Source organism: Clostridium sp. JNZ X4-2 (assembly GCF_054889485.1).
The window spans coordinates 1,997,152-2,022,918 of sequence record NZ_CM142685.1 but is presented as its reverse complement, the minus strand read 5'-3'; the positions used below and the strand labels follow the sequence as shown (position 1 = coordinate 2,022,918).

The following is a 25,767-nucleotide window of genomic DNA, read 5'->3' as shown; positions in this document are numbered from 1 at the left end:
TCCGAATTAAATTTAATAAGTATGTTGTTAGGTGAGGTTCCTATACTAGATATATGCTGCTACCCAAAAATATCGAAAGATACCAATGGGTCAACAGGTACTGCCGGATTAAGGTTTTACTTAATGTAGCTGGAATATTCCAAAGCTGTATAGTACTAAAGCTCAACGAAGGATATAAAAAATTTCTTGTTGTTGTTTTATTGATGAGCCTTTTTTAGGCTTTTTTTATTTTTATTGGAGGTAAACTAATGGAATCATACCTTAGTTATTTATGTTTAAGTGAAAGGGACATATCAAGAATTTAAAAATGTAGGATAGTACTGTTTTAATTGATAGAGTTATAAGCTGCTCTCCTATATTCCAAGGAGGGAAAAACATGAAAAAGACCAATAGAATTTTATTTATATTAAGTATTATTGGCCCAGGCCTTATAACTGTCAATGCTGGCAATGATGCCGGCGGTATAACTACTTATGCAACAATTGGTGCATCCTATGGATATAAAATGTTATGGGGAATTTTGATAATAACTTTTAGCCTTTCCGTTATTCAAGAAATGAATGCAAGGATGGCCGTAGTTACTGGAAAAGGATTGTCAGATTTAATAAGAGAAAGCTTTGGCGTAAAGTGGTCATTGTTTGCAATGAGTATATTGTTTATAGCCAATTTTGGAGTATGCGTTGGAGACTTCGCTGGTATTGCTGCAAGTTTGGAGCTTTTCAGAATAAGCAAATATATTACAATACCTTTAACAGCATTTTTAGTTTGGTTTTTAATAACTAAGGGGTCTTATAGGAGAACAGAGAAGGCTTTTCTGGCATTTACTTTTGTGTTTTTCTCTTATATCATAACCTGTATAAAAGTTCATCCAAATTGGATGGAAGTTATGAAAGCAGCCATTACACCATCTATAGAATTTAATAAAGCTTACATATTGACTTTTATTGCCATGATAGGAACAACCATAACTCCATATATGCAATTTTACCTTCAATCATCTATAGTAGATAAGAAATTAAGTTTAAAAGATTATAGATATGAAAAGTTGGATGTATATTTAGGAGCATTTTGGGGTGACTTAGTTTCGTTTTTTATAATAATATGTACGGCGGTAACATTGCATAGATCTGGAATAACAATCAACAGTGCAGAACAAGCTGCCATGGCATTGAAGCCACTGGTTGGTAATTATTCTACAGTACTTTTTGCCATAGGTTTATTTGGGGCCTCAGTTCTGGCTACTATGGTAATACCATTGTCAACTACTTATGCTATATGTGAAGCATTTGGTTTTGAAGGTAGTTTGAATGACTCATTTAACGAAGCAAAAGTTTTCTATGGAATATTTACTTTTATGATTATATTTAGTTCAGCTCTAGTATTGATACCTAAGCTATCATTAGTGGGCATAATGCTCGTTACCCAGCAGATTGCAGGAATTCTATGTCCGGTAATATTAATATTCATGGTACTATTAACAAACAACAAAGATATAATGGGAGATTATACGAATAATAAATTTCAAAATACAGTAATTTGGATAACAGTATTATTTATAGTTATTTTATCGGTGGTATTATTTATTTCTCCTATATTGGATAAATTATCTTTGTTATTATTGATAGTCTAAATATTAAATAATATGACTAAACTAGCACTCTAGATTGATAGAAAAGAATTTGATAAGAGAAAATTGCTGGGAAATAATAAAAAAGATAAAATGGATAGTTCAATTTTGGACTGGAATTTGGCAAGGTTCATAAATATTAATATATTAAAGTAAGTGTAGAGAAAATTATAGGGTATAATACTTAAAATTGAATTTATGGTAGAAAATTACTTGTAAAAACAAAAAAATACTTCTAAAGCCTTTAGATCAGTGGATCTCATTTGCAATCCTATAAAAATACCACTTTTTATTCTCCTCAAATATATTATGAGGAGCAGTGGAAAATTTACAGGGTATTTTTTAAAAATATAAACTCTTAAAAGAAAATTATTGTTAAGAAAGGAACAATATGCAAAGATTAACTGATGGGCATTAAAAAGCAAACTTTACTAGATAAAACTTTCTGCTACACTCATTTATTTACAAATAAAAAACTATTTTAAATGTTTTTTATTTTTCTTATGTGACTGGCTGTTTTTTTCAATTATATCCAAAGATTCACATAAACATTCTTCCATGACTTCAGGCGTTATTAATACAGATTTATTGTTATTCATTCTATCACCTCCTTGTATCATTATATTATATATCTTTAATAAATATATGTCAAATAAAATTTTTGAAATCCTGTTTTGATTTCCAATTACCTATTATGGTATAATCTGAATATATTTTGTTTTAATTGTATATGCTGCTAAGAAAAAATTAAAAAATATTTATTCTTAAGGGAGAGTTAATTATGACAGCTATTGTTGTATATATATTGATAATTATATTAGTAAGCACCTTGTTTTCTGTATTTTCAAATTTTAAAGCAAATAATGAAATCAGGGAAAGAATAGAAAATAACTGGGGAAAGGAAAAGAAGGAAAAATATAGTGATGATGATATGAAGACTGTAGCTGAATATTTTAATAATAAGAGGCAAAGTGATAAAAGTAAATTTTTTATTGATGAAATTACCTGGAATGATTTGAGTATGGATGATATTTTTAAAAATATTAATACCACGGAGAGCAGTCCTGGAGAACAATATTTATATAATATGTTAAGAGAACCTTTATATGATCATGAAAAACTTGAGAATAGAAATAAATTGATAGAATTTTTTCAGAATAACGAAGCGGAAAGAAAAAAAATACAGTATATACTTGCCAGATTGGGTAAAAATAGAGGATGTTTTATATCAGATTATTTTTATAAGAAAGAAGGAAAAAGAAAGTCGTTTTTGACTTATTACAGGATTCTGGCAGGAATCCCCATTTTGGGCATAGGAGTGTTATTTCTAAATCCATATATTGGATTGAGTACAATAGTTATATCTTTCTGTCTAAACATAGGGGTATATTTCAGCAGAAAGAAAAAAATAATACATAAATTTGAAGCTTTTATGTACATATTGAGAATAGCAAAATATGCAGGATTAATTTTAAAAGAGCAGGTAGAACCACTTAAAGATTATAATGAAAAGCTGAAACACGCACTTAAAGAGATAAAAAGTATAAAAAATGCTTCCTTTAGCCAAAGCAATAATGGTACGGATACAGGAATTCTTACAGAATATGCGGGAATGGTTTTCCTTGTAGAGCTTATCAATTATGAAAAGATGTCTGATATGCTTATAGAAAAAAGCAGGGAGTTTGAAGTTATATTTGAAGCCATAGGTGCCATAGACAGCTGTATGGCTGTAGCATCATATAGAAAAAGACTGAATTATTATGTCACACCTGAATTGACCAGATGCAGTAAAAAACAGGAGCAAGCCAGCATTTTTAAAGATGTGCTGCATCCACTTATAAAAGATCCAGTGCCCAATTCAATAGTGATGAGGGATTCCATTCTGATTACAGGTTCCAATGCATCTGGAAAGTCCACATTTTTAAAGACAGTTGCCATAAATATTATTTTAGCCCAGACCATATACACCTGTCTGGCTTCGGAGTTTAGATGCTGTTATTTTAAAATATATACTTCCATGGCGTTAAAGGACAATATATTCAATAATGAAAGTTATTATATTGTAGAAACTAAATCCCTAAAGAGGATAATAGACAGTATAGAGGATGAAATTCCTACTATATGTTTTGTAGATGAAATACTCAGGGGGACCAATACTGTAGAAAGGATATCAGCTTCTTCCCAGGTACTTAAATATCTGACTTTAAACAATTGTGTATGTGTGGCTGCCACTCATGATGTGGAACTTACCCATATACTTGAAAGGTATTTTTCCAACTATCATTTTGAAGAAAATATTATAGATGATAATATATCCTTTGATTATAAAATACATGATGGAAGATCCCAAACTCAAAATGCAATAAAACTTTTGGGCATTTTAGGGTACAGCAGCCATATAGTAAACAGGGCACAGGAAAATGCTTCTGACTTTTTAAAAGAGGGAGTATGGCAGGTGGAATGATATTAAGAGAGGGATAAATTATGGAATGAATAAGGTAAAGATTACTGCTTATTTACGAAAAATACAAATACTGCGGTTGTTTTATTATCCGGCAGTATTTGTAGGTGAATTCTATTTTAGAGCAGTTTTTTGTTGAATATATCCAACAGGTTCAGGCTTGATATTTGATTTTTTATAACAATTTTATCTATGGTATACATGCCTTTTTCTTTCATTCTATTGAAATATTCAGCACCGGAAAAAGTATATCTGTTTTTTCTCCCCTCACTGGTACGTATTTTCTGATTTGCATAATTTATTATATCACCTATTACGGTACTGGTTGGTAGAATCAATGGAGGGATTCCAAGACCATGGCGAACAGCATTATGACCTGCCAAAGATCCGGTACATATTGCCTCTGTATGTCCAACAAATAATCCGCTTTTCTCTCCGCCGCAGAATAGATTTTCTATTCCGGATACCTTTAGATCATTGGAAACAGGAGCTACAGAAAGATACCTTATGGAATTTCCCTTACCTCCGGCATAAGGATCAATGAATTTCACATTTTCAAGTCCAGGTATTTTTCTCAATTTATCAAGAGGGTAATATGAAGTCATGAGTTTTATATGGCCTGTATCCAGTAAAATTATATTTTCGGCAAATTCCTTTAAGGCATATTGCTGGCATACCTTGGCCTGCAGTTTATCCAGATTTATATCCTCTTTGGGAACTTTGAGTACAGCTACACCCTTTTCTTCAACTCTATTTAATAAATCCTTGCCTATTGTTTCTTTTGCAAGTTTACAGGAGCCACTAAAAGCCCCATAATTTCCATCGGCTCTTTCCCCATGGAGGTCCTCCACTCCGGCACAGCTGCTTATGCTTATTCTTGGACCAAATGATGGACACCTAAGTATACACATGGAGCAGCCATTGCCATATCTTATGCAGTTTCCCATGGGTCCTGTGGAACCGGTAGTTTCAACAAATACATCAGCTTCCTCGTAATTCCCATCAGAGGTATAGATTCCCTTTATTTTATTGAGGTCCATTTTAACATCTACTACCCTTGACATCAAATTTATCTTTATATCTTTATTTAAGATATATTTTCTAACAATTGGTTCAATTTTATTTACGTCATAAAGCCATGCATGAGCATGATTTGGAAAATCCAAGTTTTTATGTCTGGTAAGACTGTCAGTAATATTTATAAGGTCACCTGCCCCGAGAGCTGTTATTTCTTCGGCAGCGGTATATCTGCCGTTGTTTCTCATTATTCCGCCTACATTTCCCAGGCCCAGAATCATATCTGTTTTTTCATAAATAGTTACATCTGCACCTGCCTTCTTAGCAGTCAGAGCTGCAGCACATCCGGACCACCCAGAACCAATTACTATTACTTTCATAAAAAATGCCCCCTATATAAAATTTCTATCTTTAAATAAATCTCTTGGGTCCATCTGAACCTTGCATAGTCTCTTAACTACATCATTTTTATAATGTTTGGTGCAGCTGGAACATATTCCTTCACCACAGTTCATCTTAGAATTGTTGCAGCAGGAAAACTTTATGGTTTTGTCTACAAGTTGGAGAATTTTATAAATCAATATATCAGGACCGCCACAATGAATTATATTTATATCTTCTGCAGTTAAAAAATCCTGGAGAATGGTTTTGAATTTATCTGTAAGATTTTCACCTTTTATGGTTGTACAATTTACTATATCTGAACTGTAACCATCAAAATATTTTTTACTGAAGCTGTCATTAAATTGTGTGTCAACTATGGAAATGATTTTGTTATTATTTGAATATAACTTTTTTATAACAGGAATAGAAGGTGCAAGACCTATACCGCGGGCTATAATCAGCGAGGTACCGTTCTTGGCTCCGTAAACATTTGAAAGACCCATTATTCCATTTGAAAATGGACCTCTAACAAATACCTGATCTTTTTCATTCAATTTAAATAGATTTTTTGTTTTAGCCCCATTTAATTTTATTGCAATCTTTAAAGTGTTTTTATCTATATTAGCTTCCATTATTGATATTGGAACATCATAGTAATCTGCATTTCCTATATTTCTTAAAAATATAAAACTTCCTGGATAAATAAGTTCTCTTGTGAGATTTCCCGGAGCATTCAAGGTAAGTAAGCATAAGTTTTTATCGGGAAGACTCTTCTTTAATATAGTACAGGTATAAGTTTTTCTTAAATTTTTAGCCTTACTGCCGTTTGATATATATTGGTCGTATATGCAAACGCCGCACCAGTCCTTACACTGGCAGAATTCTTTGCCGGAAAGCTGTGAACAAAGCACACAATCCGAGGTCTCTGCAAGATGACATGGGCAATATGGACCTCCAGCGTCGATACAATTCATGGAAATAACCTCCATCTATAATTTATTACAAGTTTATAAAGTCGTGTACAATATTAGGTTATTTTCCAATATAAATTTTGTTACTTAAAAATAGGAAAATTTATTAATTTAGGGATATGCGCTTTTTTGCCTTAATATAAAATCTTTATAAAATCTTTATATGGACAGGTAAATCTTAATTTTAACTTTATACCTAGAGTGATATATTGTATCAGGAAGAAACACATACATTAAAATATATTGTATTTGTTATGAACTATAAGTTATAAAAATTGGACATTATGGAAGAAAGTTATTTAAGGATAAAATTTACTTTTAGAGGTGTTAAAAATGAGCTTTAAATTAGGAAATTTTTTAAATGGATTGACAGGAAAAAGTTTAAAAACTGAAGAATTAAAGGGGGAAAAGTTCAGTGTATTCTGGGGACTTCCTATAATGTCCAGTGATGCTATTTCATCTGTGGCATATGCAGGTGAGGAAATACTGTGGATACTGGTTCCAGCAATAGGATTGCTGTCTTACAGGTATATGTTGTATGTTTCCATGCTCATTGTGTTTTTAATGTTCATGCTTACATTTTCTTATAGACAAACTATAGATGCCTATCCTTCCGGGGGAGGATCCTATGTTGTAGCCAAGGACAATCTTGGAACCAATGCAGGGCTTATAGCGGGTGCTTCTCTCACCATAGATTATATACTGACTGTAGCAGTAAGTGCTTCTTCCGGTACTGCAGCTATTACTTCGGCAGTACCTTTTTTACTTCCCCACAGAGTTGGAATAACATTGGGACTAATAATTTTACTTGTTATCGGAAATCTGAGAGGAGTAAGGGAATCCTCCAAATTATTTGGAATACCTACTTATCTTTTTATAATTTCCGTATTGTCCATGATAATCTGGGGAATAATCAAGATACATTTTATGGGATATACGCCTGTACCGCTCTATAAGGTACCTGAAGCTTCAGAAAGCATAACTCTTTTTCTTTTTTTGAAGGCCTTTGCAGGTGGGTGCACGGCTTTGACAGGTATAGAAGCAGTGAGCAATGGTGTTCCCAGTTTCAAGGAGCCTTCACAGAAACATGCCAAAATGGTGCTGGGATTTTTAGCTTTCATTGTGCTGCTGGTATTTGGGGGAATTTCTTATCTGGCTACACTTTATCATGCTGTCCCAAATTCACAGGTAACCGTGGTGGCTCAGATCTCCCAGCAGATATTTGATAAAAGTATTATGTTCTATATAATTCAGGCAACTACTGCAGTCATATTGATTTTAGCCGGGAATACCGCCTTTGCAGGACTTCCGCTGCTTCTGGCGTTTATGGCCAAGGATGGTTATGCACCCAGGCAGTTTGCAAAACGGGGCAGAAGGCTCAATTATTCTAATGGAATAATTATGCTGGGGTTATTGTCCTGTATACTGGTCATAATTTTTAAGGGAGATACCCATTATCTGATACCTCTTTATGCGGTAGGGGTATTTGTATCCTTTACCTTATCACAGGCAGGTATGTTCAAAAGGTGGATTAAAAACAAAGGCTCTGCCTGGAGGCATAAGGCAGTTATAAATGGACTGGGTGCCCTTATGACCTTTGTAACTGCAGTTATCATAGGAATTACTAAATTTATACATGGAGCCTGGGTGGTTTTTATACTTATACCTTTTACAGTTTGTATTATGAGAAAAATAAAAATACATTATACGGAGGCAGCCAGACAATTAAAGCTATCCATGGATGAGAAACCCAGGGAAATAGATTTTGCTTCACAGAAAAGATATGTAATAGTGCCTATTGATACTCTCAATAAATCCTTTTTAAAGGCTCTCAATTATGCCAGAACCATATCGGACAATATAATAATATTTCATGTTTCCGTAGAGGATGCCGCTACAGAAAAACTTCTAAAAAAATGGCATCAGTACGGTGTGAATATACCCATAGTAGTCAAGAAATCACCTTATAGGAGCATAGTGGGGCCTCTGGTTAAATTCATAGAATCGGAAGAATATGCCGCAGGCTCAAAGGACACGGTAACTGTAGTCATGCCTCAGTTTGTGGTTACAAAATGGTGGGGGAATATACTTCATAATCAGACTTCGCTGTTTATCAAAACCATGCTTCTTAAAAGAAGAAATATAGCCATAGTAACTGTGCCTTATATAATAGACGAGGGATAGCCGTTTTGCAGGATTTGCTTTAACAAAAAGTTAAAATGAATATTGTGCTGAGGACTATTACAAGGATATTTTAGTTTTGTCTTAAATTATTGAGGGGTCATCTAATACGTAATACTATATAGCAGCAGTAAGTAATACTTTATACAAGCCATATAAAATAGCAGAGGAGGGATTGTGCTGGAAAACTTAACGGAAATGCTCAAAGGTGTGCTTGAGGAATGACTGGATAAAGATTCATTATAACCTGATAGAACTATTTGAGGCCGGTGCGGCGGAGGGTGAGAGTGTCCAGAAGGTTTCAGGTGACGATATCAAAGGCTTTTGTTCAGTGCTGGCCTAAAAATATAGTTGACTAAATTGGAATATAATATTAAAAATATATTGACTAATTTAGTCAACGTGCTAAAATAAAGATAGGCTAAAAGTCAACAATAAAAGAAGGGGCATTATGGCAAAAGGAAACAATACAAATGCAGTTTCCAAACGTATGAGTATTTTGAATGCGGCAATGGCGGAATTCTGCAATGGTTATAAAAAAGCTTCCACTGATGCCATCGTCAAATCTGCCGGTGTGTCAAAGGGGCTGTTGTATCATTACTTTGGATCGAAAAAAGATTTATTCCTGTATGCATATGATTATGCAATCAAAACTGTAATGGAGGAGTTCTATGATTTAATCAACTTGAAAGAGAGAGATATCCTGAAAAGGTGGAAACAGATTGCATTGCTCAAGATGAAATTGATGAAAAAGCATCCTATGATTTTTAATTTCATTGCACATGCATCTTTTCCCGACAGTGAATCTGTCAGAGACAACATTCTTGAGCGGAAAAATAGACTTACAAATGAAGTATATCCTAAATTGTTTTATGACATCGACCGCACTTTGTTCCGTCAGGATATAGATGTGGATACGGCAATCAGCGTCATCATATATACTATTGAAGGTTATTCACAAAATGAAACAAATCCTGATAAGTCTACAGCAGATTACTTTAATGAATATGATAAGTATTTAAGTGGTTTTGAACCATATATAAGGCTTTTCAAGAAAAGCTTTTATAAATAGAAGGAATTATTAATTATATGTAAATATATTGATTTGAAAAAGTAAAAGTGCTAAGATTATAATCAACAATGAATAACTGGTAGAATAATGTTCATTATTCTGCATAATCATTAAAGCCTATATCATGACTGGCAGAGTAAAGTTGAAGCAATACCAATGAAAGCAGAGGTTATTGCCAAGTAACAGTAAGATTAAATCTTTATACAATTATAAAATTACTTAATAATATATTTTGGATACTTCTTATTTTGATGCAGGGGGAGGCGATATTTTAAATTTATGAATGAATACTAATTATATTGACTTGTAATACTATTATAATAGGAATAGATAGTGAATATACAGTTGTTTGGCATTCATAAAATTTAGTGAGGATATAAATAAATGAATTATAGCATTAAACAAATAATAAAAAAAGCTGCAGAGAAATTGATTTTGCAGAAGGGGTTTAGAGGTACTACAATTAAGGAAATTTCAAAAAGTGCAAAAATATCAGTAGGTACTATCTATCGATATTACAAAAATAAGGAAGAAATCCTCAATGATATAGGAAGAATGGATTTAAAGGATGTATCTTATTCTCAGAACAATAAGCGTAAAGAAATAATGGATGTGGCTCTTGATGTTTTTGGAACGAAAGGATATTCCTGCACAAATATGGAAGATATAGCCAATAAAATGGGTATGTCAAAAGCTTTTATTTATCAATACTTTAATAATAAATATGAACTATTCCTTTCTACAATTAGAGAATTTTCACAAATACAGACCATTTTTAATCTGTCTAAATTTAATAAAGAGTCTATAAATGTAGAAGAATTTTTAACAGAAATCGGAATGATACTTCTTTCTATATTTAAGAATCCGCGGAAATTAAAATTAATGCGGATTATTATTGCAGAAACTCCTAACTTTCCAGAAATAGGTGAACTCTTTTTTTGCCAGATACTTGGAAAAGTTACAGAAGGTTTAAATAAGATGTTAAAATCTTATACTTCCAGTGATATAGATCCTGTGATGTCAATTAAATTTTTTATTGGGTCCATCTGGTCATTAGTATTTTTACAAGAAATGCTGCCCTTGAAAGATAGAAATTATAATGATGAAAATATTATTAAAAATGCTGTAAAAATATTTCAGTATGGAGCTTTGAAATATAATTAATAGATGAAAAACAATAAAAAAATCTGTTATAAATATTACCCGCACTAATACTTAAAGATAAAACAGGTATATGGATATTAACTGGTTGCTGTTATATTTTCATAAATATTTTATGAGGAGGAATTTTCATGACAATAAGAGATAATTTAGAAAAAACTACTAAACAGGCTATTGTAAACAAGATTGTTGGTTATCTTGATAAAGATCCGGAAAAAAATATAGATAAAATTTTTAAGGCTATTAAAATGCTGACTAAAGACCAATCTGCATTGGCTCAAATTGAATTTGTTGAGAATTACTATAACGATGATAAATATAAACATGAATACATTCAGAATATTTTAAAAAATACGGATACTAAATGTCTGAAGAAATTTTTCTCATGCTTTTTTGCAAATGCAAACTGGTTTGCCGGACCAAGAAGACAAAAATATTTGGATGAAGAAGATACTAAAATACCATTTGTTATGCTTCTAAGCCCATCCATGAGATGTTCTCTTCACTGCAAGGGGTGTTACGCTTCAAGTTTTGACAAGAAGGATGACATTTCCCCGGAGGAGGTTGACAGAATTATAGGAGAAGCAAGAGATCTTGGAATTTATTATATTATTATTTTAGGTGGAGAACCTTTCTTTAATGATTATCTTCTGGACATTTATGAGAAATATGATGATGTAATGTTTACACCATTTACTAGCGGACTTTTTCTAGATGAAAAAATTGCAGACAGACTTAAGAAAAGCGGCAATGTGATACCTATGCTTTCAGTTGAAGGTTTCGAAAAGGATACTGATGAACGCAGAGGAAAAGGCACATATCAAAAGGTATTGAAGGCCATGGATATACTCCATGAGAGAGGAATACTGTTCGGGGTGTCTTCAGCTGTTACTAGGACTAATATAAATACAGTACTCAGTGATGAATTTACAGATATGTTGATTGAAAAAGGTTCTAAAATGAGCTGGTACTTTTTATTCATGCCTGTAAACGGGGAAGATGAAGACTTTGATATGATGCTTACAGGAGAACAGAGAGATTATCTGGGAAGAAGATCCAGAGAAATAAGAGCCAATAAACCATATTTTACTATAGACTTCTTTAATGATGCCCCATATGTTGGAGGATGCATTGCAGGTAAATACTTTTTCCATGTTAATTCCAAAGAGGATGTTGAACCCTGCATATTTTCACACTTTTCAACTGTTAACTTAAAAGGCAGACATCTGATAGATGCATTCAGGGATCCATTCTTTAAGAAATTAAGATCTATGCAGCCCTATAATAAAAATATGTTGAGGCCGTGCAGCATGATAGATAATACCAATGTCATAATAGATGTATGTAAGAAAGTAGGGGCAAAGCCGGATGATGTCGGGGCAGAGAAAATGCTTCATGATCCTGAATTTCATGAAAAGATAACAAAATCGTCGAAAGAATTTGCACCCTATGCTGAAAAAACCTGGAAAGAATTTTTTAAGGAAAGTGGCAATGACAAGTTTGCCAAAGGATAAAATATAAAGGAAGAGCTGTATTAGGTGTGCAGCTGTTTCCGTAATAAGAATAAATTCCCGGGCTGAAAAGTCCGGGAATTTATTCTTATTATCTATCCTTTAGAAAAAAATTTTTTAGAGGTATTGAAGTCTGAAGTTAAAGGATCATTCAGACAAGTTAAAAATTTTCGGACGCTATTGACCTAATCGGTTAATAGCGTTATTATGTTATTAACCGATTAGGTCAATATCATTAGAACATTAGGAGGGTGAGTTTTTTGGAGAAATTTTTAAGTTTACCTATAGAGAAGCAGGATATAATTGTAAATGCTGCCCTTACCTGCTTTGGTACTAACGGTTACAAAAAAACTTCCATTAGCGATATTGCCGCTGCGGCGGAAATTTCAAAAGCACTGGTATTTCATTACTTTGGCACAAAAAAGTCTTTGTATTTATACCTAATTGATCTATGTACCAGTACTATAATGAATGAAATCGACAAAAAGTTTGATAATAGCATTACTGATTTCTTTGATAGAATTGAACTTGCAGCCAGCATTGAAATTTCAATTATGAAAAAGCACCCTGCCATTTTCCCTTTTTTAAACAGTGTGTATTTTGAAAATGATGATGAAGTTAAAGCGGAGGTAAAAGCTTTTCTTGCAAATAGTGAAGGTGAAAGATTTAGAAGCAAAATTGCTTTTGAAGGCATTGATGCTTCAAAATTCAAAGATCACATTAATCCAAAGCTGGTCATGAAAATACTTGACCGGATTACTGACGGGTATTTAAGTAAAATGCCTAGAACAGGAATTGATCTTGATGCTTTATGTGAAGAATTTGATGAATATATAAATCTGTTCAAAAGAAATTTTTACAGGGAGAAATACCTGTAACCCTATATTTGATTTACCCAATATGCGTAAAATAGAGAGGAGAATATGTATGAATTCATATGTGCTTGGCTTTCAGGAAATGGATAAAACCGGGATTGCAATTGTGGGAGGAAAGGGCGCCAACCTGGGGGAACTGTCAAGAATTGAGGGAATACAAGTGCCGGAAGGTTTTTGCATTACTACTGAAGCCTATAGAGAAATTATTGGGAATAACAAGGAGTTCAATTTACTGCTGGATGAGTTGTCCCTTCTAAAAGCGGAGGATAGGGAAGACATTGGTGAAATCAGTGCCAAAATCCGCAGGGCCATTGAAGGAACAGCTATTCCACAGAGTATGGATAATGAGATTACCCGTTATCTTGAACAACTTGGTGAAAAAAGTGCATATGCTGTACGTTCCAGTGCCACGGCGGAAGATCTGCCCGGAGCCTCTTTTGCAGGTCAGCAGGATACCTATTTAAATATTATCGGAAAGGAAGCTGTCCTGAAATATATAAGCAAATGCTGGGCATCACTGTTTACCGAGCGAGCCGTAATCTACCGCATCCAAAACGGTTTCGACCACTGCAAAGTCTACCTGTCCGTGGTTATCCAGAAGATGGTTTTTCCGGAGGCTGCAGGAATCATGTTTACTGCAGATCCTATTACGATGAACAGGAAGGTTGTGTCCATGGATGCAAGCTTCGGGCTGGGTGAAGCTCTGGTCTCCGGACTGGTAAATGCAGACAACTATAAGGTGCGTGAGGGCAGTATTGTTGATAAGAAGATATCCACAAAGAAGCTGGCTGTCTATGCCTTAAAAGAAGGTGGTACAGAGGAAAGAAAGCTCGATGCCGAACACCAGAATATGCAGACGCTGACAGACCAGCAGATTCTGGAACTTGAAAAAACAGGCAGGCGGATAGAAGCATATTTCAGAAAACCCCAGGACATCGAGTGGTGCCTGTATGAACATAAAATTTTTATACTGCAGAGCCGTCCCATCACTACACTTTACCCCGTACCGGAAGTTAAGGACGGAAAAAACCATGTGTATATGTCCTTTGGACATCAGCAGATGATGACTGATGCAATGAAACCACTGGGGTTATCTTTTTTTCAGCTGGAGTTTGAAGAGGAACCTGAGGATAACTCAATGAAAACTCTCCTTATTCAAGCTGGCGGAAGATTTTTCATGGATTTGTCGCAGGATCTGTCTTCTCCTCTGGGACGAAGGATAGCACTTATTGCCATGGGCAAAATAGATCCCCTTGTGCTTAAAGCCATCAGGAACTTGATGAAGCGAAAGAAATTTATGAAATTGTTAGCGCATGGCGGTAAAGGATTTTTCAGCATGGGTACAGGGTATTTTACATGGGCGCTGCCCGTTCAGTTTATTAAAATATACCACAGCGGTGATGGAGCCATTGTTAAAGCTCTAATGTCCAAGAATGAGGCGTCTATCGTAGATCTGCGGCAAAAGATTGCAAAACTGTCTGAAGAAGAGTTGTTTGATTTCATTATAAAAGATCTAAAGCTGCTAAAGAAAGCTATGTGTGATTCGCAGGGCATGGCAGCAATTTACGTTGGTGTATATGCAATAAGCTGGATTAATAAGAAAATGAAAAAGTGGCTGGGTGAAAAAAGTGCGGCAGACTCACTTTCCAAGTCGGCACCCAACAACGTCACATCTGAGATGGGGCTGGAACTGCTGGATGTGGCAGATGTGGTTCGGAAATATCCGGCGGTGCTGGAATATTTGGGGCACGCCAATAATGACACTTTTTTTGAGGACTTAGCGGAGCTGGAAGGCGGTAGTGCCGTCAGCAGATCCATAGGGGCATATCTTGAGAAATATGGTATGCGCTGCTCCGGTGAGATCGATATTACCAGAACTCGCTTCAGTGAACAGCCAACCGCCCTCATTCCCATGATTCTCAACAATATTAAAAACTTTGAGCCGGGTGCTCACAAGGATAGATTGGAGCAAGGCCTGCTGGAAGCGAAACAGAAGGAACAGGATCTCTTAAGCCGTTTGAAACAGCTGTCTGGAGGAAAACAAAAGTTTAAGAAGACGAAAAAGATGATTGACCGCCTGCGCAATTTTGCCGGCTATCGGGAATATCCGAAATATATCATGGTTGAGCATTACTGGATTATCAAGCAGGCACTGATGAAAGAAGCTGTTAAGCTTGTGCAAAAAGGGATTATCCAGGAAAAGGAGGATATCTACTACCTATCCTTTGAGGAATTTCGTGAGGCTGTCCGTACAAGCCGTCTGGATTACAGCATTATAAGGTTGCGAAAAGAGGAATACAAGGTTTATGAAAAACTGACACCGCCGAGGATAATGACTTCCGAGGGCGAGGTTATATTCGGCGAATACGATAATGACAATATCCCTGAAGGTGCTTTAGCTGGTATACCTGCTTCATCCGGAATCATTGAAGGCCGGGCACGGGTCGTTCTGAAAATGGAGGAGGCCCACATAGAGGAAGGCGATATTTTGGTCACTGCATTTACTGACCCCAGCTGGACACCCATGTTTGTATCCATAAAAGGTTTAGTGACGGAAGTAGGCGGTATGATGACCCACGGTTCTGTAATTGCCAGAGAATACGGCCTGCCTGCGGTTGTGGGTGTGGAAAATGCCACTAGGCGTATTCAAGATGGACAAAGAATACGGATAAACGGAACAGATGGGTATGTTGAAATTCTGTAAGGCGCTGGAATGATAGTTATTAAAATCCGAAAACCTCAGAAGGAAAGGATGGAACAAATGAATGGTGATATAGCTGCTTTCAAGAAACAAGTAGAGGGTAGCGGAACGAAAGGATTGACGATACCCTTGATATTTTCAACTATTTACCAAACAATTATATAGGAGTATTCTCAATGCTGCTATACTAATTTTTCAAAGTAAATTGTGTCATAATAGAATCTTCACCTAATTCCTGTTCGATTCTTAAAAATTGATTGTATTTGGACACTCGTTCTGTTCTTGCTATTGCACCGGTTTTAATCTGACCTGCACTCAATCCTACTGCAAAATCTGCAATAAACGTATCTTCCGTTTCTCCAGATCTATGGGAAATCATAGTTGTATATCCAGCTTTACGTGCTATTTTCATGGTTTCTATAGTTTCTGTCACAGTTCCAATCTGATTTAATTTAATTAAAACTGAATTTGCGATATGTTTTTTAATACCTTCTTGTAAAATAGATGGATTTGTAACGAAAATATCATCTCCTATTAATTGAATCCTGCTACCTAAATTCTCAGTTAAATCCTGCCAGCCACTCCAATCATGTTCAGAAAGTCCATCTTCTATTGATATAATAGGGTAACTATCTATTAACTTTTCATAGTACTGGATCATCTGTTCAGAAGTTAATTTTTTATTTTCAAAATTGTATTTTTCATCTTTATAAAATTCACTGGCAGCTGGATCTAAAGCAATTGAAATATTTTTTCCCGGTATATAACCTGCTTTTTCAACGGCCTCTTTATCTCCTGTTGAGGCACCAGATGGAACGCCTGCCCTACCCAAGCTTTCATCATCTAACAGAACATCTACTTCAATTGTTGGATTTCCCCTTGAATCAAAGATCTCTCTTGCAGTTATATTTTTAATATTTTTACTCATATTTTTCCCCCTCAAAGTTACTATACTATCACTTGATGTTATAGATTTTTCAGAAATTTTGGTTGATATACTTAATATTCTATATTTAAGAAGTTTTTATTTTATTAAAAGATGGAATTCTAAAACAAAAAAATGACTTCTATTTATGATAAACATAATAGAAGTCATTAATCTCAAAAGAGACATTTAAAGGTGAACTTCATCACCTACAATATACTTTTTATGTTATTATAGCATAATAATAAATTTCTTGAAAGGTTTAGTTTTTCATATGTTATTAAAGACTCTTGACTTTAATGTAACATATAGTCATAATATTTCTGCGATTAAGCAGTTGATTAAATAAATATTTATTCTTATAATTTTAGTTGAAGTTGTAATGATTTTGTAAAATGGTTTTATTAAGGGGGAGGAGTATGAAATATGCTGAGAATAACAATACCGGGACAAAATGAGTTCTCTGTTAAAAACGTTGTTTTTGATTTTAATGGGACTCTTGCCACAGACGGCAAATTAAAATCACCTGTGAAAAAAATACTGGTTGAAATCGAAAGATTTTTGGATATTTATATTTTATCATCGGATACATATGGCTCAGTGCAGAATGAATGCAAAGACATCGGTGCCAAAGTTCAAGTCTTAAAAGGCAGCAGTGGTAGTGTGAAAAAGAAAGAATTTGTACAGCTGCTTGGTGCTGAGGATACAATATGTATAGGCAATGGGAAAAATGATATTGGGATGTTTGAAATTTGTGCCCTGTCTATCCTTATAATCGGTGAGGAAGGCTGTTCTGCCAAAGCGCTATTAAAGGCTGACATTATTGTAAAAAGCAGCGAGGATGCGTTAATGCTGCTGCTGAACCCAAAAAGAATTACGGCTACTCTCAGAGAATAAGCTAACAGATATTGATATTGAAATTTTGGACGGTATCATTTATAATGAAAGCTAAATAAGGGAAATGAAGTTTTCCCAGGCAAGAGCCTAAACGCTAAAAAGCTGATGACTTCTATAAAAAGGAGCTATCAGCTTTTTTATATTCTTTTTGAAAGGTGGAGCTGCAAAATGACCTTCACAAGTATTTTATTTCAGAAAAATGATGCAGCTATTAATAGAGGATCTCAGGAAGTTCCCTCATATTTTAAAGATCTGAATATTGAGCAAATTATAGATACAATCATATCTGGAATGCAGAAATACAATTTAAAACCGTTTTTCCTTCAACCTCTGCATAATGAAGATACAATATATTACCGCCAGGAAGTTATGCAAGACCTTGAATGTGAAGCATTGTTTAAGAAAATAAAGGCATTTTCGGGATATATTTATGACATCGCAGCTGAAATGCAAAAAATAAGTGAGTATCTTACAAAACCAGATGAATATGATGATGAATTGACTCTAACTCCAAAAGTTGAACAAGCTTTTCAGAGATTCAGCTGTGATGACACAAAATGTTACACTCAGAGTATTTCTGATAAACCCTATGCCGAGCATATTGGAGCAGGTGTGTTGAATTTGGTAGCAGAATTGTATCCAAATATCTTTTTAGATCTGAATAACTACTGCATAAAAAACTCTGATGTTGTGAGAGAGTTTTATAATATTGCAACCGAGGGTATTAAAAAGAAAAGAGAGTTTTGCTGGGAAACATTCGGCACATACACTTCTGTCAATATTATAATCCAGATGATCTTCATACCCTTTATTGTTTCTATCTTAAAAAGAAATAAGCTCATACCTTGATTGGATCTTTTACAATAGAAGAATCAATTGTCATATTTAATGATTTGTGAGAAATGGTAATCTAAAATAAAAGGAGGAAATTTTAATGGCTCGAAGTAAAGATACGGCTGGTATCGAAAATTCATATAAGGGAAGTGGATTAAGTAATTCCGATGTTCAAGCAAAGCGAAAACAATACGGCTATAATGAAATTCCGGAAAAACGAGTAGGACCGGTCATGGGAACACTTAGGCGGATGTGGGGACCTATTCCATGGCTGCTCCAGGCAGCCATGATATTTGAACTAGTTCTGGGCAAAGGTATTCAGGCAGCAGTTGTTCTTCTGTTACTTGTTTTTTCAGCGGTTACTGGAGAAGTTCAAGAGAAACGTGCAAAGAATGCTGTCGGTTATCTGCACAAGCAACTGCAAATCGGTGTCCGAACCTTGAGAAATGGAACATGGCAGATGCTGCTGTCTCGGGAGATTGCCCCTGGAGATATTGTACACGTCAGAATTGGGGATATTGTACCGGCGGATATGGAAATCATCAGCGGTACTGTAAGCATTGATGAGTCTGCACTGACAGGAGAATCCATTGATGTCACCAAACAGGCTGGAGAAACGATTTTTTCTGCTTCTACCATCAGCCATGGTGAGGCAATTGCAAGCGTAACTGCAATTGGAACGAAGAGTTCCTATGGTAAAACTGCAGAACTGGTTCGAACAGCTGGAGCTCCGGGGCGGCTTCAGGTATTGCTGTTCAACATTGTTCGTTATCTCGCATATTTGGATATTGTTCTTGCTGTTATCCTTGCAGTCACTGCATTCATTCATGGAACTTCTTGGCAAGAGCTGCTGCCGTTTCTGGTGATTTTGTTTATTGCCACTATTCCCATTTCAATGCCTGCCAGCTTTACTGTAGCAAATTCACTGGAAGCGCAGAATTTGGCTAAAGACCATGTATTGATAACAGGATTGACTGGAATTCAGGAAGCTGCAAGTATGAACGTCCTACTCGTGGACAAAACAGGGACATTGACAAACAATCGTCCTGAAATTGCTAGGCTGATTTCGTTTGGACAGATGGGAAATACCGAATTGTTAAAGCTGGCGGCTGCCGCAAGCGATGACACCTCCAATGACTCCATCAGCACCGCAATACTCGGAGCTTTAAAAATACAAAACTTATCTGTTCCGGAAAGGACGTCCTTTATTGCATTCGATCCAGTTCACAAAATATCCAGGGCTCAGATTAACGAGAATGAAAGCCAAGTGGATGTGGTTCTTGGTTCACCTGCAGTCATTACTGAAATTGCGACAGTGCCGGATCAGTTTATGGAACAGGTTAAATTGTTGAGTTCGAAAGGTTCCAGGGTTGTGGCAGTTGCTTCTGGGGAGAGTGGAAAACTGGTCTGCCGGGGTCTTATTGCCCTGGCTGATTCACTGCGGGATGATGCTAAAGAATCGATTGCAAAAATCAAAAGCTTAGGTATTCGCATCATCGTGATAACGGGTGACACCAGCGGCACCGCCAGAGCGGTTGCCGAGCAGGTGGGAATTGGCAGCCGAATTGGGACATTAGAGGATGCCTTATCCAATCCCTTGGATTTCGATGGATTTGCCAATGTATATCCGGAAGATAAGTACAAGATCCTTCAGGCCATACAGAAATTAGGAATGGTTGTCGGAATGACCGGAGATGGAATTAACGATGCTCCAGCTCTGAAACAAGCAGACGTGGGCATTGCGGTAAGTACCGCCACAGATGTGGCAAAATCATCGGCCAAAGTCGTTTTAACCGAACCACATTTGTCTGATATCGCCAGAGTAATTGATGGGGGGCATCGTGTTTACAGGCGAATGATGACCTGGACTATTACAAAGCTGGCCCGTACGGCTGAGTTGGCTGCACTTCTGACCTTTGGATTTATCTTTACCGGATTTTTCCCGGTTTCGTTGAGCCTGATTGTATTCATTGTTGTGATGAACGATATGGTTACCCTAACCTTGGGAACCGACAAAGCCTGGCCAACCACAGTTCCCGAAACATGGAATATGCCTCAGTTGGCAAAGATATCCGCTATTTTTACCATAGGGTGGCTGGCTCTTGGCCTGGGAATTCTCTGGTTCTACTTCAAATTTCAAAATTTAAGTGCAGCACAGATCAGTTCTTTAATGTTCCTATACCTGATTTATTCGGCAATGGAAACCATTATGATGACGCGAACCCGGGATCCATTCTGGTCCTTTGCACCAAGTAAGTGGGTTCTTGGGATGGTTGGTATCAATATTGTATTTGCCACATTAATGGCTGTCTTCGGCTGGGTGACGGCATCGGTTTCCTTCTTATCTATCATGATGTTGTTCATCATCACGCTTTTTGCCATGTTGATCTTGGACGCCTTGAAAATATGGTATTACAGAGTAACAGGTATTTTAGGAACTGAGCGACATTCATAAGCAAATTAAAATTTTTATTCAGGGATAAAGATTGCTTTAAATAGTTTAGGGGTGATGTTTTGAAGGATAATTCTGTAACGATTATTAAAAGTGGAAAACTGGTTGATATTGATGAAGATAATTTATGCAAGAATGATATGGTGGTCGTACAGCTTGGAGACATTGCTCCTGCCGATCTCAGGTCTAATTGGAAGGGTGATTGAAAGAATGGCATTATCGGAAGTATCAAGACAATCTGAACGCTGTTCTGTATTTTTTTACTATTATATATTGATATATATCTTAATTTATGATAATATAATAAAGTAATTTAAGATTTAGGTAATGAAGTTTGCCTTTAAGTATCCTTTGTGATTAATGACTTCTGCTATTGTCAGTAGAAGTTTTTTTATGCCTATTTTTAAATGAGGACGATGGGGTTCGTCTTAAATGTATATTTATGTTAATGACTCCTGCAATTTATAAATAATAAATTTATAGGAGGATTAGAAAGATATGGCTTCTATTTTCAAAGTGGATTGTACTCTCTATAATCACAGGTATCATAGCATATTACTCTGGCATTTCAATATCTCTAGTTGAGATATTGGTGGGTATTGCAGCAGGTAATCTTATGAATTTAACTACGAATCAGTGGATCGATTTTCTCGCAGGCGCAGGGAGTATAATTCTTACGTTGGCTAATGTAGAAGCGGTACTGCACGCATATATAATAGGTTTGGCACTTTCTCCATTTTTTAAGAAACAGAAATATCTGAATGATAAGCTCACGGCAATAATTTTTAGCTTGTTTATACATTTTTATTTTTTGAAAGCCGGAAGCAATGTCTCTTAAGCAATAAAGATATAAAAGATCAAGAAACAGATAATGAGGAGGTTAAATAAATATATAAAAATATAGTAGTAGCCTGTGCCGATAGTGTGAATTCAGACTTAATAATTATAGGGCATAGAGGCAGAAATAAAATATCAAAGTTTTTGCTGGGAAGTGTAGCTGTATCTGTCACAATAAGTGCTCATTGTCAGGTATTGGTTATAAGGCTATGATAAACTTTGCCTAAAATAGATCAAGTGTTTTACAAAAGATTATATTAAAAATGAAGGGGAAACTAACAAATGAGGAAATTTATTTTTATTGGCATTGGTGGATTTTTAGGTGCCATAACAAGGAGCTTTATAAAAAACATTCATATATTCAATCAAACAACTATCATACCATTGGATACATTATTCATAAATGTTACTGGGAGTTTTATATTAGCTTTTGTACTTACAGTTGCAGTTAAGAAGTTAAAAATTGATGAGAATATACAACTTGGAATTTCAGCAGGATTTGTAGGGGCGTATACGACCTTTTCTACATTATGTAAAGAAACGGTAAACTTAATTACCGGAAAATACTATTATGCGGCAGCATCTTATATGATTATGTCAGCAATTTTAGGACTTGCAGCAGTGTACTTAGGTATAATGGCTGGAAATAAATTAAATTTAAATATAACAAAGAATCACCACAGGCCGGATTACGATGAAGATGTTCAAGATATAGATAAAGTAGTTTAAATCACAGGAGGAAATAACATGAATTATTTACTAGTTGGTACTGGCGGTATATTGGGAAGTATTGCAAGATATGGTATTGGAAAAGCTATATTAACACATTCTAATAGTAGATTCCCTATTGGAACTTTTATAATAAATATAACAGGAGCCATTATGCTTGGAGCTTTGACTTCAGCTCAAATTGACACAAACATATATTCATTTCTTGGAGATGGTTTTTTAGGAGCATATACAACCTTTTCTACATTTATGTATGAAGGATTTAATCTATTTAAAGATAATGAAAAACTGAATGCATTCATGTATATATTGAGTTCCATCATCATTGGAATAATAGGATTTTCAATTGGTATGAATTGGTATAATTACGGGTGTAAGTTAATTTTCAGATAATAGGAGTTGTTTTTTTATGAACCAGTATAGAGATCCGGATCCTGACTATCTTTTAAAGGAAATTAAAAAAGATGAAAGCGAAAACAAGCGGGGAAAGTTGAAAATATTTTTTGGATATGCGGCAGGAGTGGGAAAGACTTATTCCATGCTCAGGGAGGCCCGGGAAGTAAAGCAGCTTAAAAAAGATGTGGTAATAGGGTATATAGAGCCTTACGGAAGGAAAGATACCATGGAACTGACCAAAGGGATTGAAAGTATAGCTCCAAGGGTGATCAATTGCAGAGGTATGATTCTAAAGGAATTTGATTTGGATAAAGCCCTTTTGAGAAAGCCTGATATAATACTTGTGGATGAATTGGCACATACCAACGCAAAAGGCAAAAGAAACAGAAAAAGATGGCAGGATATATATGAGCTCCTGGATGTGGGAATTGATGTATACACCACCCTTAATGTGCAGCATATTGAAAGCCTGAATGATATAGTGGAAAGCATAACTCACATGACTGTGAGGGAGACTATTCCCGACAAGGTGTTTGAAGATGCAGACAAAGTGGAAATAATAGACATAGAACCGGATGAGCTCCTAAAGCGGTTCAGCGATGGGAAGATATACAGCAGGAAACAGGTAAGAAGGGCTTTTGTCCACTTCTTCACTAAAAATAATCTGTATGCCCTGAGGGAAATAGCACTTAGGAAGACCGCAGACAGGGTAAATTATGAAGTGGAAGTTGACAGACTTTCCAGGGGACAGATTACCGTAGTGCCTACCTCGGATCAAATAATGGCATGCATAAGCTCTTCTCCTTCCTCTGCAAGGGTAATACGTACTGCGGCCAGAATGGCTGAAGTCTATCACTCGAAGTGGGTAGTGCTTTATGTAAAAACCACCAAAAATCACGAAAATGAAAAGGGTGATGTAAAAAGACTGAATTACTATTTCAATTTGACAGAACAATTGGGTGGGGAAATAGCTACGGTATATGGAGATGATATATCCGATCAGATAATAGAATATGCTAAATTCAGGAATATAACAAAAATCATAATAGGAAAGAACAACAAAAAGACCAGTAGATTGTTTCACTTTTATGCCAAGGATGTGGTTGACAAACTTATGGATTCCAATTCCTATATTGATGTTTATGTTATACCTAATTCATTATATGAGGAAAAAAAGAAAAGATTTTTTACAAAATTGAACTTTGATTTTGCTCTGTCTGTGAGGGATATTTTGGAGGCTGCTGTAATTACATTAATTACGACTTTTATTGCCCTGTTTTGTGAATATATTGGATTTTCTGAATCAAATGTATTTATGATTTTAATTTTGGGTGTTATAATTGTGTATATCAGAACCAAAGGATATTTTATGGGAATAATGTCTTCAATAATAGGGGTGGCACTGTTTAATTATCTCTTTATTGAACCGAAGTATTCATTTCAATTTTATGATAAAAACTATTTGATTACTTTTGCCATTATGCTTGTCGTGGCATTTATAATTGGAAATCTTACCAATAGGATTCAAAAAAATGCTTCTGATTCAGATATCAGGGAGAAAAGAACACAGACTCTCTATAGAATAAGCAGCAGGCTGCTCAGTGCAGTTGGAAATTCTGATGTGGTATCCATAGGTATAAAATATATTTCCAGACTTATTGGCAGAACTGTTGTATGCTATCTGTCACAAGACGGAAAACTGTCCACCCCTTTTGTTTACAATGAGCATGAAGGAAAATCCCCAATTTCCTTTTCAGACAAAAATGAAAATGCTGCAGCTTATTGGAGCTTTTTAAAGGGAAAGGAATCAGGAGCAGGGACGGATACCTTCTATGGAGCACAGGGATATTACATACCTATAAAAATTGGTATGAAGATATTGGGAGTTATAGGTGTATCCTGTTCTGAAGGCTTTCTGGAGCCGGATCAGAAATTCATACTGGAAACTGTTACAAGCCAGATGGCTGTTGCACTGGACAGGGAGGTTCTCGTAAGTCAGCAGGAGGCCTCAAAGGTGGCTATTGACAGGGAAAGGCTGAGAAGCAGTCTTTTAAGGTCTATTTCACATGATTTGAGAAGTCCCCTGGCGGGAATTAAAGGTGCTGTGAGTACAATTTTGGAGGATGGCAAGTCCATATCTGAAGAAGTCAGGCAGAATCTTTTAAAGGGTGTTTATGACGATACTGAATGGCTTATAAGGCTGGTGGAAAATCTGCTCAGTATGACCAGATTTGATGATGGAAGTGTGAAAATCGATAAAAATATGGAACTGGTGGAAGAAGTGCTGACGGAAGCAGCACAGAGAAGTTCCAAGTATTTCAAGGATCATGAGATAAAAATAAGCCTTCCCGGTGAAATGATAATGGTTCCTATGGATGGAAAACTTATTGAACAGGTGCTTATAAATTTGATAGACAATGCTTCAAAATTTTCTCCAAGGGGATCTCTCATACAGGTAAAAGCCTATGGAAAAGACAATGATGTGTTTTTTGAAGTTATTGATAATGGTTCAGGCATAGATGATAAAATACTGCCTCATATATTTGACAGGTTTTTTACCGATGGAAGTAAAATATCCGATTCCAGAAGGGGAGTTGGATTGGGGCTTGCCATATGTAAATCCATTGTGGAAATTCACGGCGGAAAAATTGCGGCTTTTAATAAAAAAAATGGAGGCGCTGTTTTTAGATTTAATATTCCCGGCAAAAAGATAATAGATTAAAGAAAGGGGAATGA

Annotated in this window: 22 protein-coding genes and 4 riboswitches; of the genes, 18 read left to right on the top strand and 4 right to left on the bottom strand. The window is 35.5% G+C overall.

All coding sequences use genetic code 11. The annotated features are described in order from the left end of the window. Positions 1-16: 16 nt before the first annotated feature. A riboswitch (M-box (ykoK) riboswitch) is annotated at positions 17-181 on the top strand. Positions 182-376: 195 nt separating this feature from the next. Continuing rightward, positions 377-1,630 carry an Nramp family divalent metal transporter gene (locus ACYUJ6_RS09715; protein ID WP_461842593.1) on the top strand — a complete coding sequence of 418 codons (1,254 nt, stop codon included), beginning with the start codon at positions 377-379 and terminating at the stop codon, positions 1,628-1,630. Positions 1,631-2,103: 473 nt separating this feature from the next. On the opposite strand, the gene ACYUJ6_RS09710 is transcribed toward ACYUJ6_RS09715, so the two are convergent. Beyond that, entirely contained in the window at positions 2,104-2,226 is a 123-nt protein-coding gene (locus ACYUJ6_RS09710) for a hypothetical protein (RefSeq protein WP_461842592.1), read from the bottom strand. A 182-nt stretch (positions 2,227-2,408) separates the two neighbouring features. On the opposite strand from ACYUJ6_RS09710, the gene ACYUJ6_RS09705 reads away from it, so the two are divergent. Then, positions 2,409-4,091, top strand: a complete 1,683-nt coding sequence (locus ACYUJ6_RS09705) for a MutS-related protein (RefSeq protein WP_461842591.1) — start codon at positions 2,409-2,411, stop codon at positions 4,089-4,091. A 116-nt stretch (positions 4,092-4,207) separates the two neighbouring features. On the opposite strand, the gene ACYUJ6_RS09700 is transcribed toward ACYUJ6_RS09705, so the two are convergent. After that, positions 4,208-5,485 carry an FAD-dependent oxidoreductase gene (locus ACYUJ6_RS09700; protein WP_461842590.1) on the bottom strand — a complete coding sequence of 426 codons (1,278 nt, stop codon included), beginning with the start codon at positions 5,483-5,485 and terminating at the stop codon, positions 4,208-4,210. A gap of 12 nt (positions 5,486-5,497) precedes the next feature. Further along, the gene (locus tag ACYUJ6_RS09695) at positions 5,498-6,463 is read right to left on the bottom strand and encodes a sulfide/dihydroorotate dehydrogenase-like FAD/NAD-binding protein (protein WP_461842589.1); all 966 of its coding nucleotides are present in this window, start codon (positions 6,461-6,463) and stop codon (positions 5,498-5,500) included. Positions 6,464-6,793: 330 nt separating this feature from the next. On the opposite strand from ACYUJ6_RS09695, the gene ACYUJ6_RS09690 reads away from it, so the two are divergent. The 7 genes from ACYUJ6_RS09690 to ppsA all read left to right on the top strand — a co-directional run bounded on the left by ACYUJ6_RS09690 (position 6,794) and on the right by ppsA (position 15,964). Continuing rightward, on the top strand, positions 6,794-8,644 hold the full coding sequence (locus ACYUJ6_RS09690) for an APC family permease (RefSeq protein WP_461842588.1): 1,851 nt from the start codon (positions 6,794-6,796) through the stop codon (positions 8,642-8,644). 205 nt (positions 8,645-8,849) lie between these two features. After that, on the top strand, positions 8,850-8,984 hold the full coding sequence (locus tag ACYUJ6_RS09685) for a DUF1048 domain-containing protein (protein ID WP_461842587.1): 135 nt from the start codon (positions 8,850-8,852) through the stop codon (positions 8,982-8,984). A gap of 108 nt (positions 8,985-9,092) precedes the next feature. Further along, positions 9,093-9,713, top strand: coding sequence for a TetR/AcrR family transcriptional regulator (locus ACYUJ6_RS09680; RefSeq protein ID WP_461842586.1), 621 nt, complete (start codon positions 9,093-9,095; stop codon positions 9,711-9,713). 384 nt (positions 9,714-10,097) lie between these two features. Beyond that, positions 10,098-10,877, top strand: coding sequence for a TetR/AcrR family transcriptional regulator (locus ACYUJ6_RS09675; protein WP_461842585.1), 780 nt, complete (start codon positions 10,098-10,100; stop codon positions 10,875-10,877). A gap of 128 nt (positions 10,878-11,005) precedes the next feature. Further along, positions 11,006-12,388, top strand: a complete 1,383-nt coding sequence (locus tag ACYUJ6_RS09670) for a radical SAM protein (RefSeq protein WP_461842584.1) — start codon at positions 11,006-11,008, stop codon at positions 12,386-12,388. Between the two features lie 257 nt (positions 12,389-12,645). Then, positions 12,646-13,263: a TetR/AcrR family transcriptional regulator gene (locus ACYUJ6_RS09665; protein ID WP_461842583.1), complete on the top strand. Its 618-nt coding sequence runs from the start codon at positions 12,646-12,648 to the stop codon at positions 13,261-13,263. Between the two features lie 49 nt (positions 13,264-13,312). Continuing rightward, positions 13,313-15,964, top strand: a complete 2,652-nt coding sequence (gene ppsA, locus ACYUJ6_RS09660) for a phosphoenolpyruvate synthase (RefSeq protein ID WP_461842582.1) — start codon at positions 13,313-13,315, stop codon at positions 15,962-15,964. Positions 15,965-16,148: 184 nt separating this feature from the next. On the opposite strand, the gene eno is transcribed toward ppsA, so the two are convergent. Beyond that, positions 16,149-16,889, bottom strand: a complete 741-nt coding sequence (gene eno, locus ACYUJ6_RS09655) for a phosphopyruvate hydratase (protein WP_461842581.1) — start codon at positions 16,887-16,889, stop codon at positions 16,149-16,151. A 151-nt stretch (positions 16,890-17,040) separates the two neighbouring features. Further along, a riboswitch (Fluoride riboswitch) is annotated at positions 17,041-17,105 on the bottom strand. A 207-nt stretch (positions 17,106-17,312) separates the two neighbouring features. On the opposite strand from eno, the gene ACYUJ6_RS09650 reads away from it, so the two are divergent. The 9 genes from ACYUJ6_RS09650 to ACYUJ6_RS09610 all read left to right on the top strand — a co-directional run bounded on the left by ACYUJ6_RS09650 (position 17,313) and on the right by ACYUJ6_RS09610 (position 25,753). Then, positions 17,313-17,783 (top strand): HAD family hydrolase, encoded by a 471-nt coding sequence (locus ACYUJ6_RS09650; protein ID WP_461842580.1) that lies wholly within the window; start codon positions 17,313-17,315, stop codon positions 17,781-17,783. A 51-nt stretch (positions 17,784-17,834) separates the two neighbouring features. Next, positions 17,835-17,905, top strand: a riboswitch (Fluoride riboswitch). A 46-nt stretch (positions 17,906-17,951) separates the two neighbouring features. Continuing rightward, on the top strand, positions 17,952-18,632 hold the full coding sequence (locus tag ACYUJ6_RS09645; RefSeq protein ID WP_461842579.1) for a hypothetical protein: 681 nt from the start codon (positions 17,952-17,954) through the stop codon (positions 18,630-18,632). An 85-nt stretch (positions 18,633-18,717) separates the two neighbouring features. Next, entirely contained in the window at positions 18,718-21,072 is a 2,355-nt protein-coding gene (locus tag ACYUJ6_RS09640) for an HAD-IC family P-type ATPase (RefSeq protein ID WP_461842578.1), read from the top strand. A 59-nt stretch (positions 21,073-21,131) separates the two neighbouring features. Beyond that, positions 21,132-21,275: a hypothetical protein gene (locus ACYUJ6_RS09635; protein ID WP_461842577.1), complete on the top strand. Its 144-nt coding sequence runs from the start codon at positions 21,132-21,134 to the stop codon at positions 21,273-21,275. A gap of 108 nt (positions 21,276-21,383) precedes the next feature. Next, positions 21,384-21,446: riboswitch (Fluoride riboswitch) on the top strand. A 239-nt stretch (positions 21,447-21,685) separates the two neighbouring features. Continuing rightward, the gene (locus tag ACYUJ6_RS09630) at positions 21,686-21,907 is read left to right on the top strand and encodes a hypothetical protein (protein WP_461842576.1); all 222 of its coding nucleotides are present in this window, start codon (positions 21,686-21,688) and stop codon (positions 21,905-21,907) included. Between the two features lie 50 nt (positions 21,908-21,957). Then, positions 21,958-22,119: a universal stress protein gene (locus ACYUJ6_RS09625; protein WP_461845481.1), complete on the top strand. Its 162-nt coding sequence runs from the start codon at positions 21,958-21,960 to the stop codon at positions 22,117-22,119. Between the two features lie 69 nt (positions 22,120-22,188). Then, a complete protein-coding gene (locus ACYUJ6_RS09620) occupies positions 22,189-22,635 on the top strand; it encodes a fluoride efflux transporter FluC (protein ID WP_461842575.1) in 447 nt (148 codons plus the stop codon). An 18-nt stretch (positions 22,636-22,653) separates the two neighbouring features. Then, positions 22,654-23,028 (top strand): fluoride efflux transporter CrcB, encoded by a 375-nt coding sequence (gene crcB / locus ACYUJ6_RS09615; RefSeq protein ID WP_461842574.1) that lies wholly within the window; start codon positions 22,654-22,656, stop codon positions 23,026-23,028. Positions 23,029-23,044: 16 nt separating this feature from the next. Beyond that, on the top strand, positions 23,045-25,753 hold the full coding sequence (locus tag ACYUJ6_RS09610; protein ID WP_461842573.1) for a DUF4118 domain-containing protein: 2,709 nt from the start codon (positions 23,045-23,047) through the stop codon (positions 25,751-25,753). Positions 25,754-25,767: the final 14 nt, after the last annotated feature.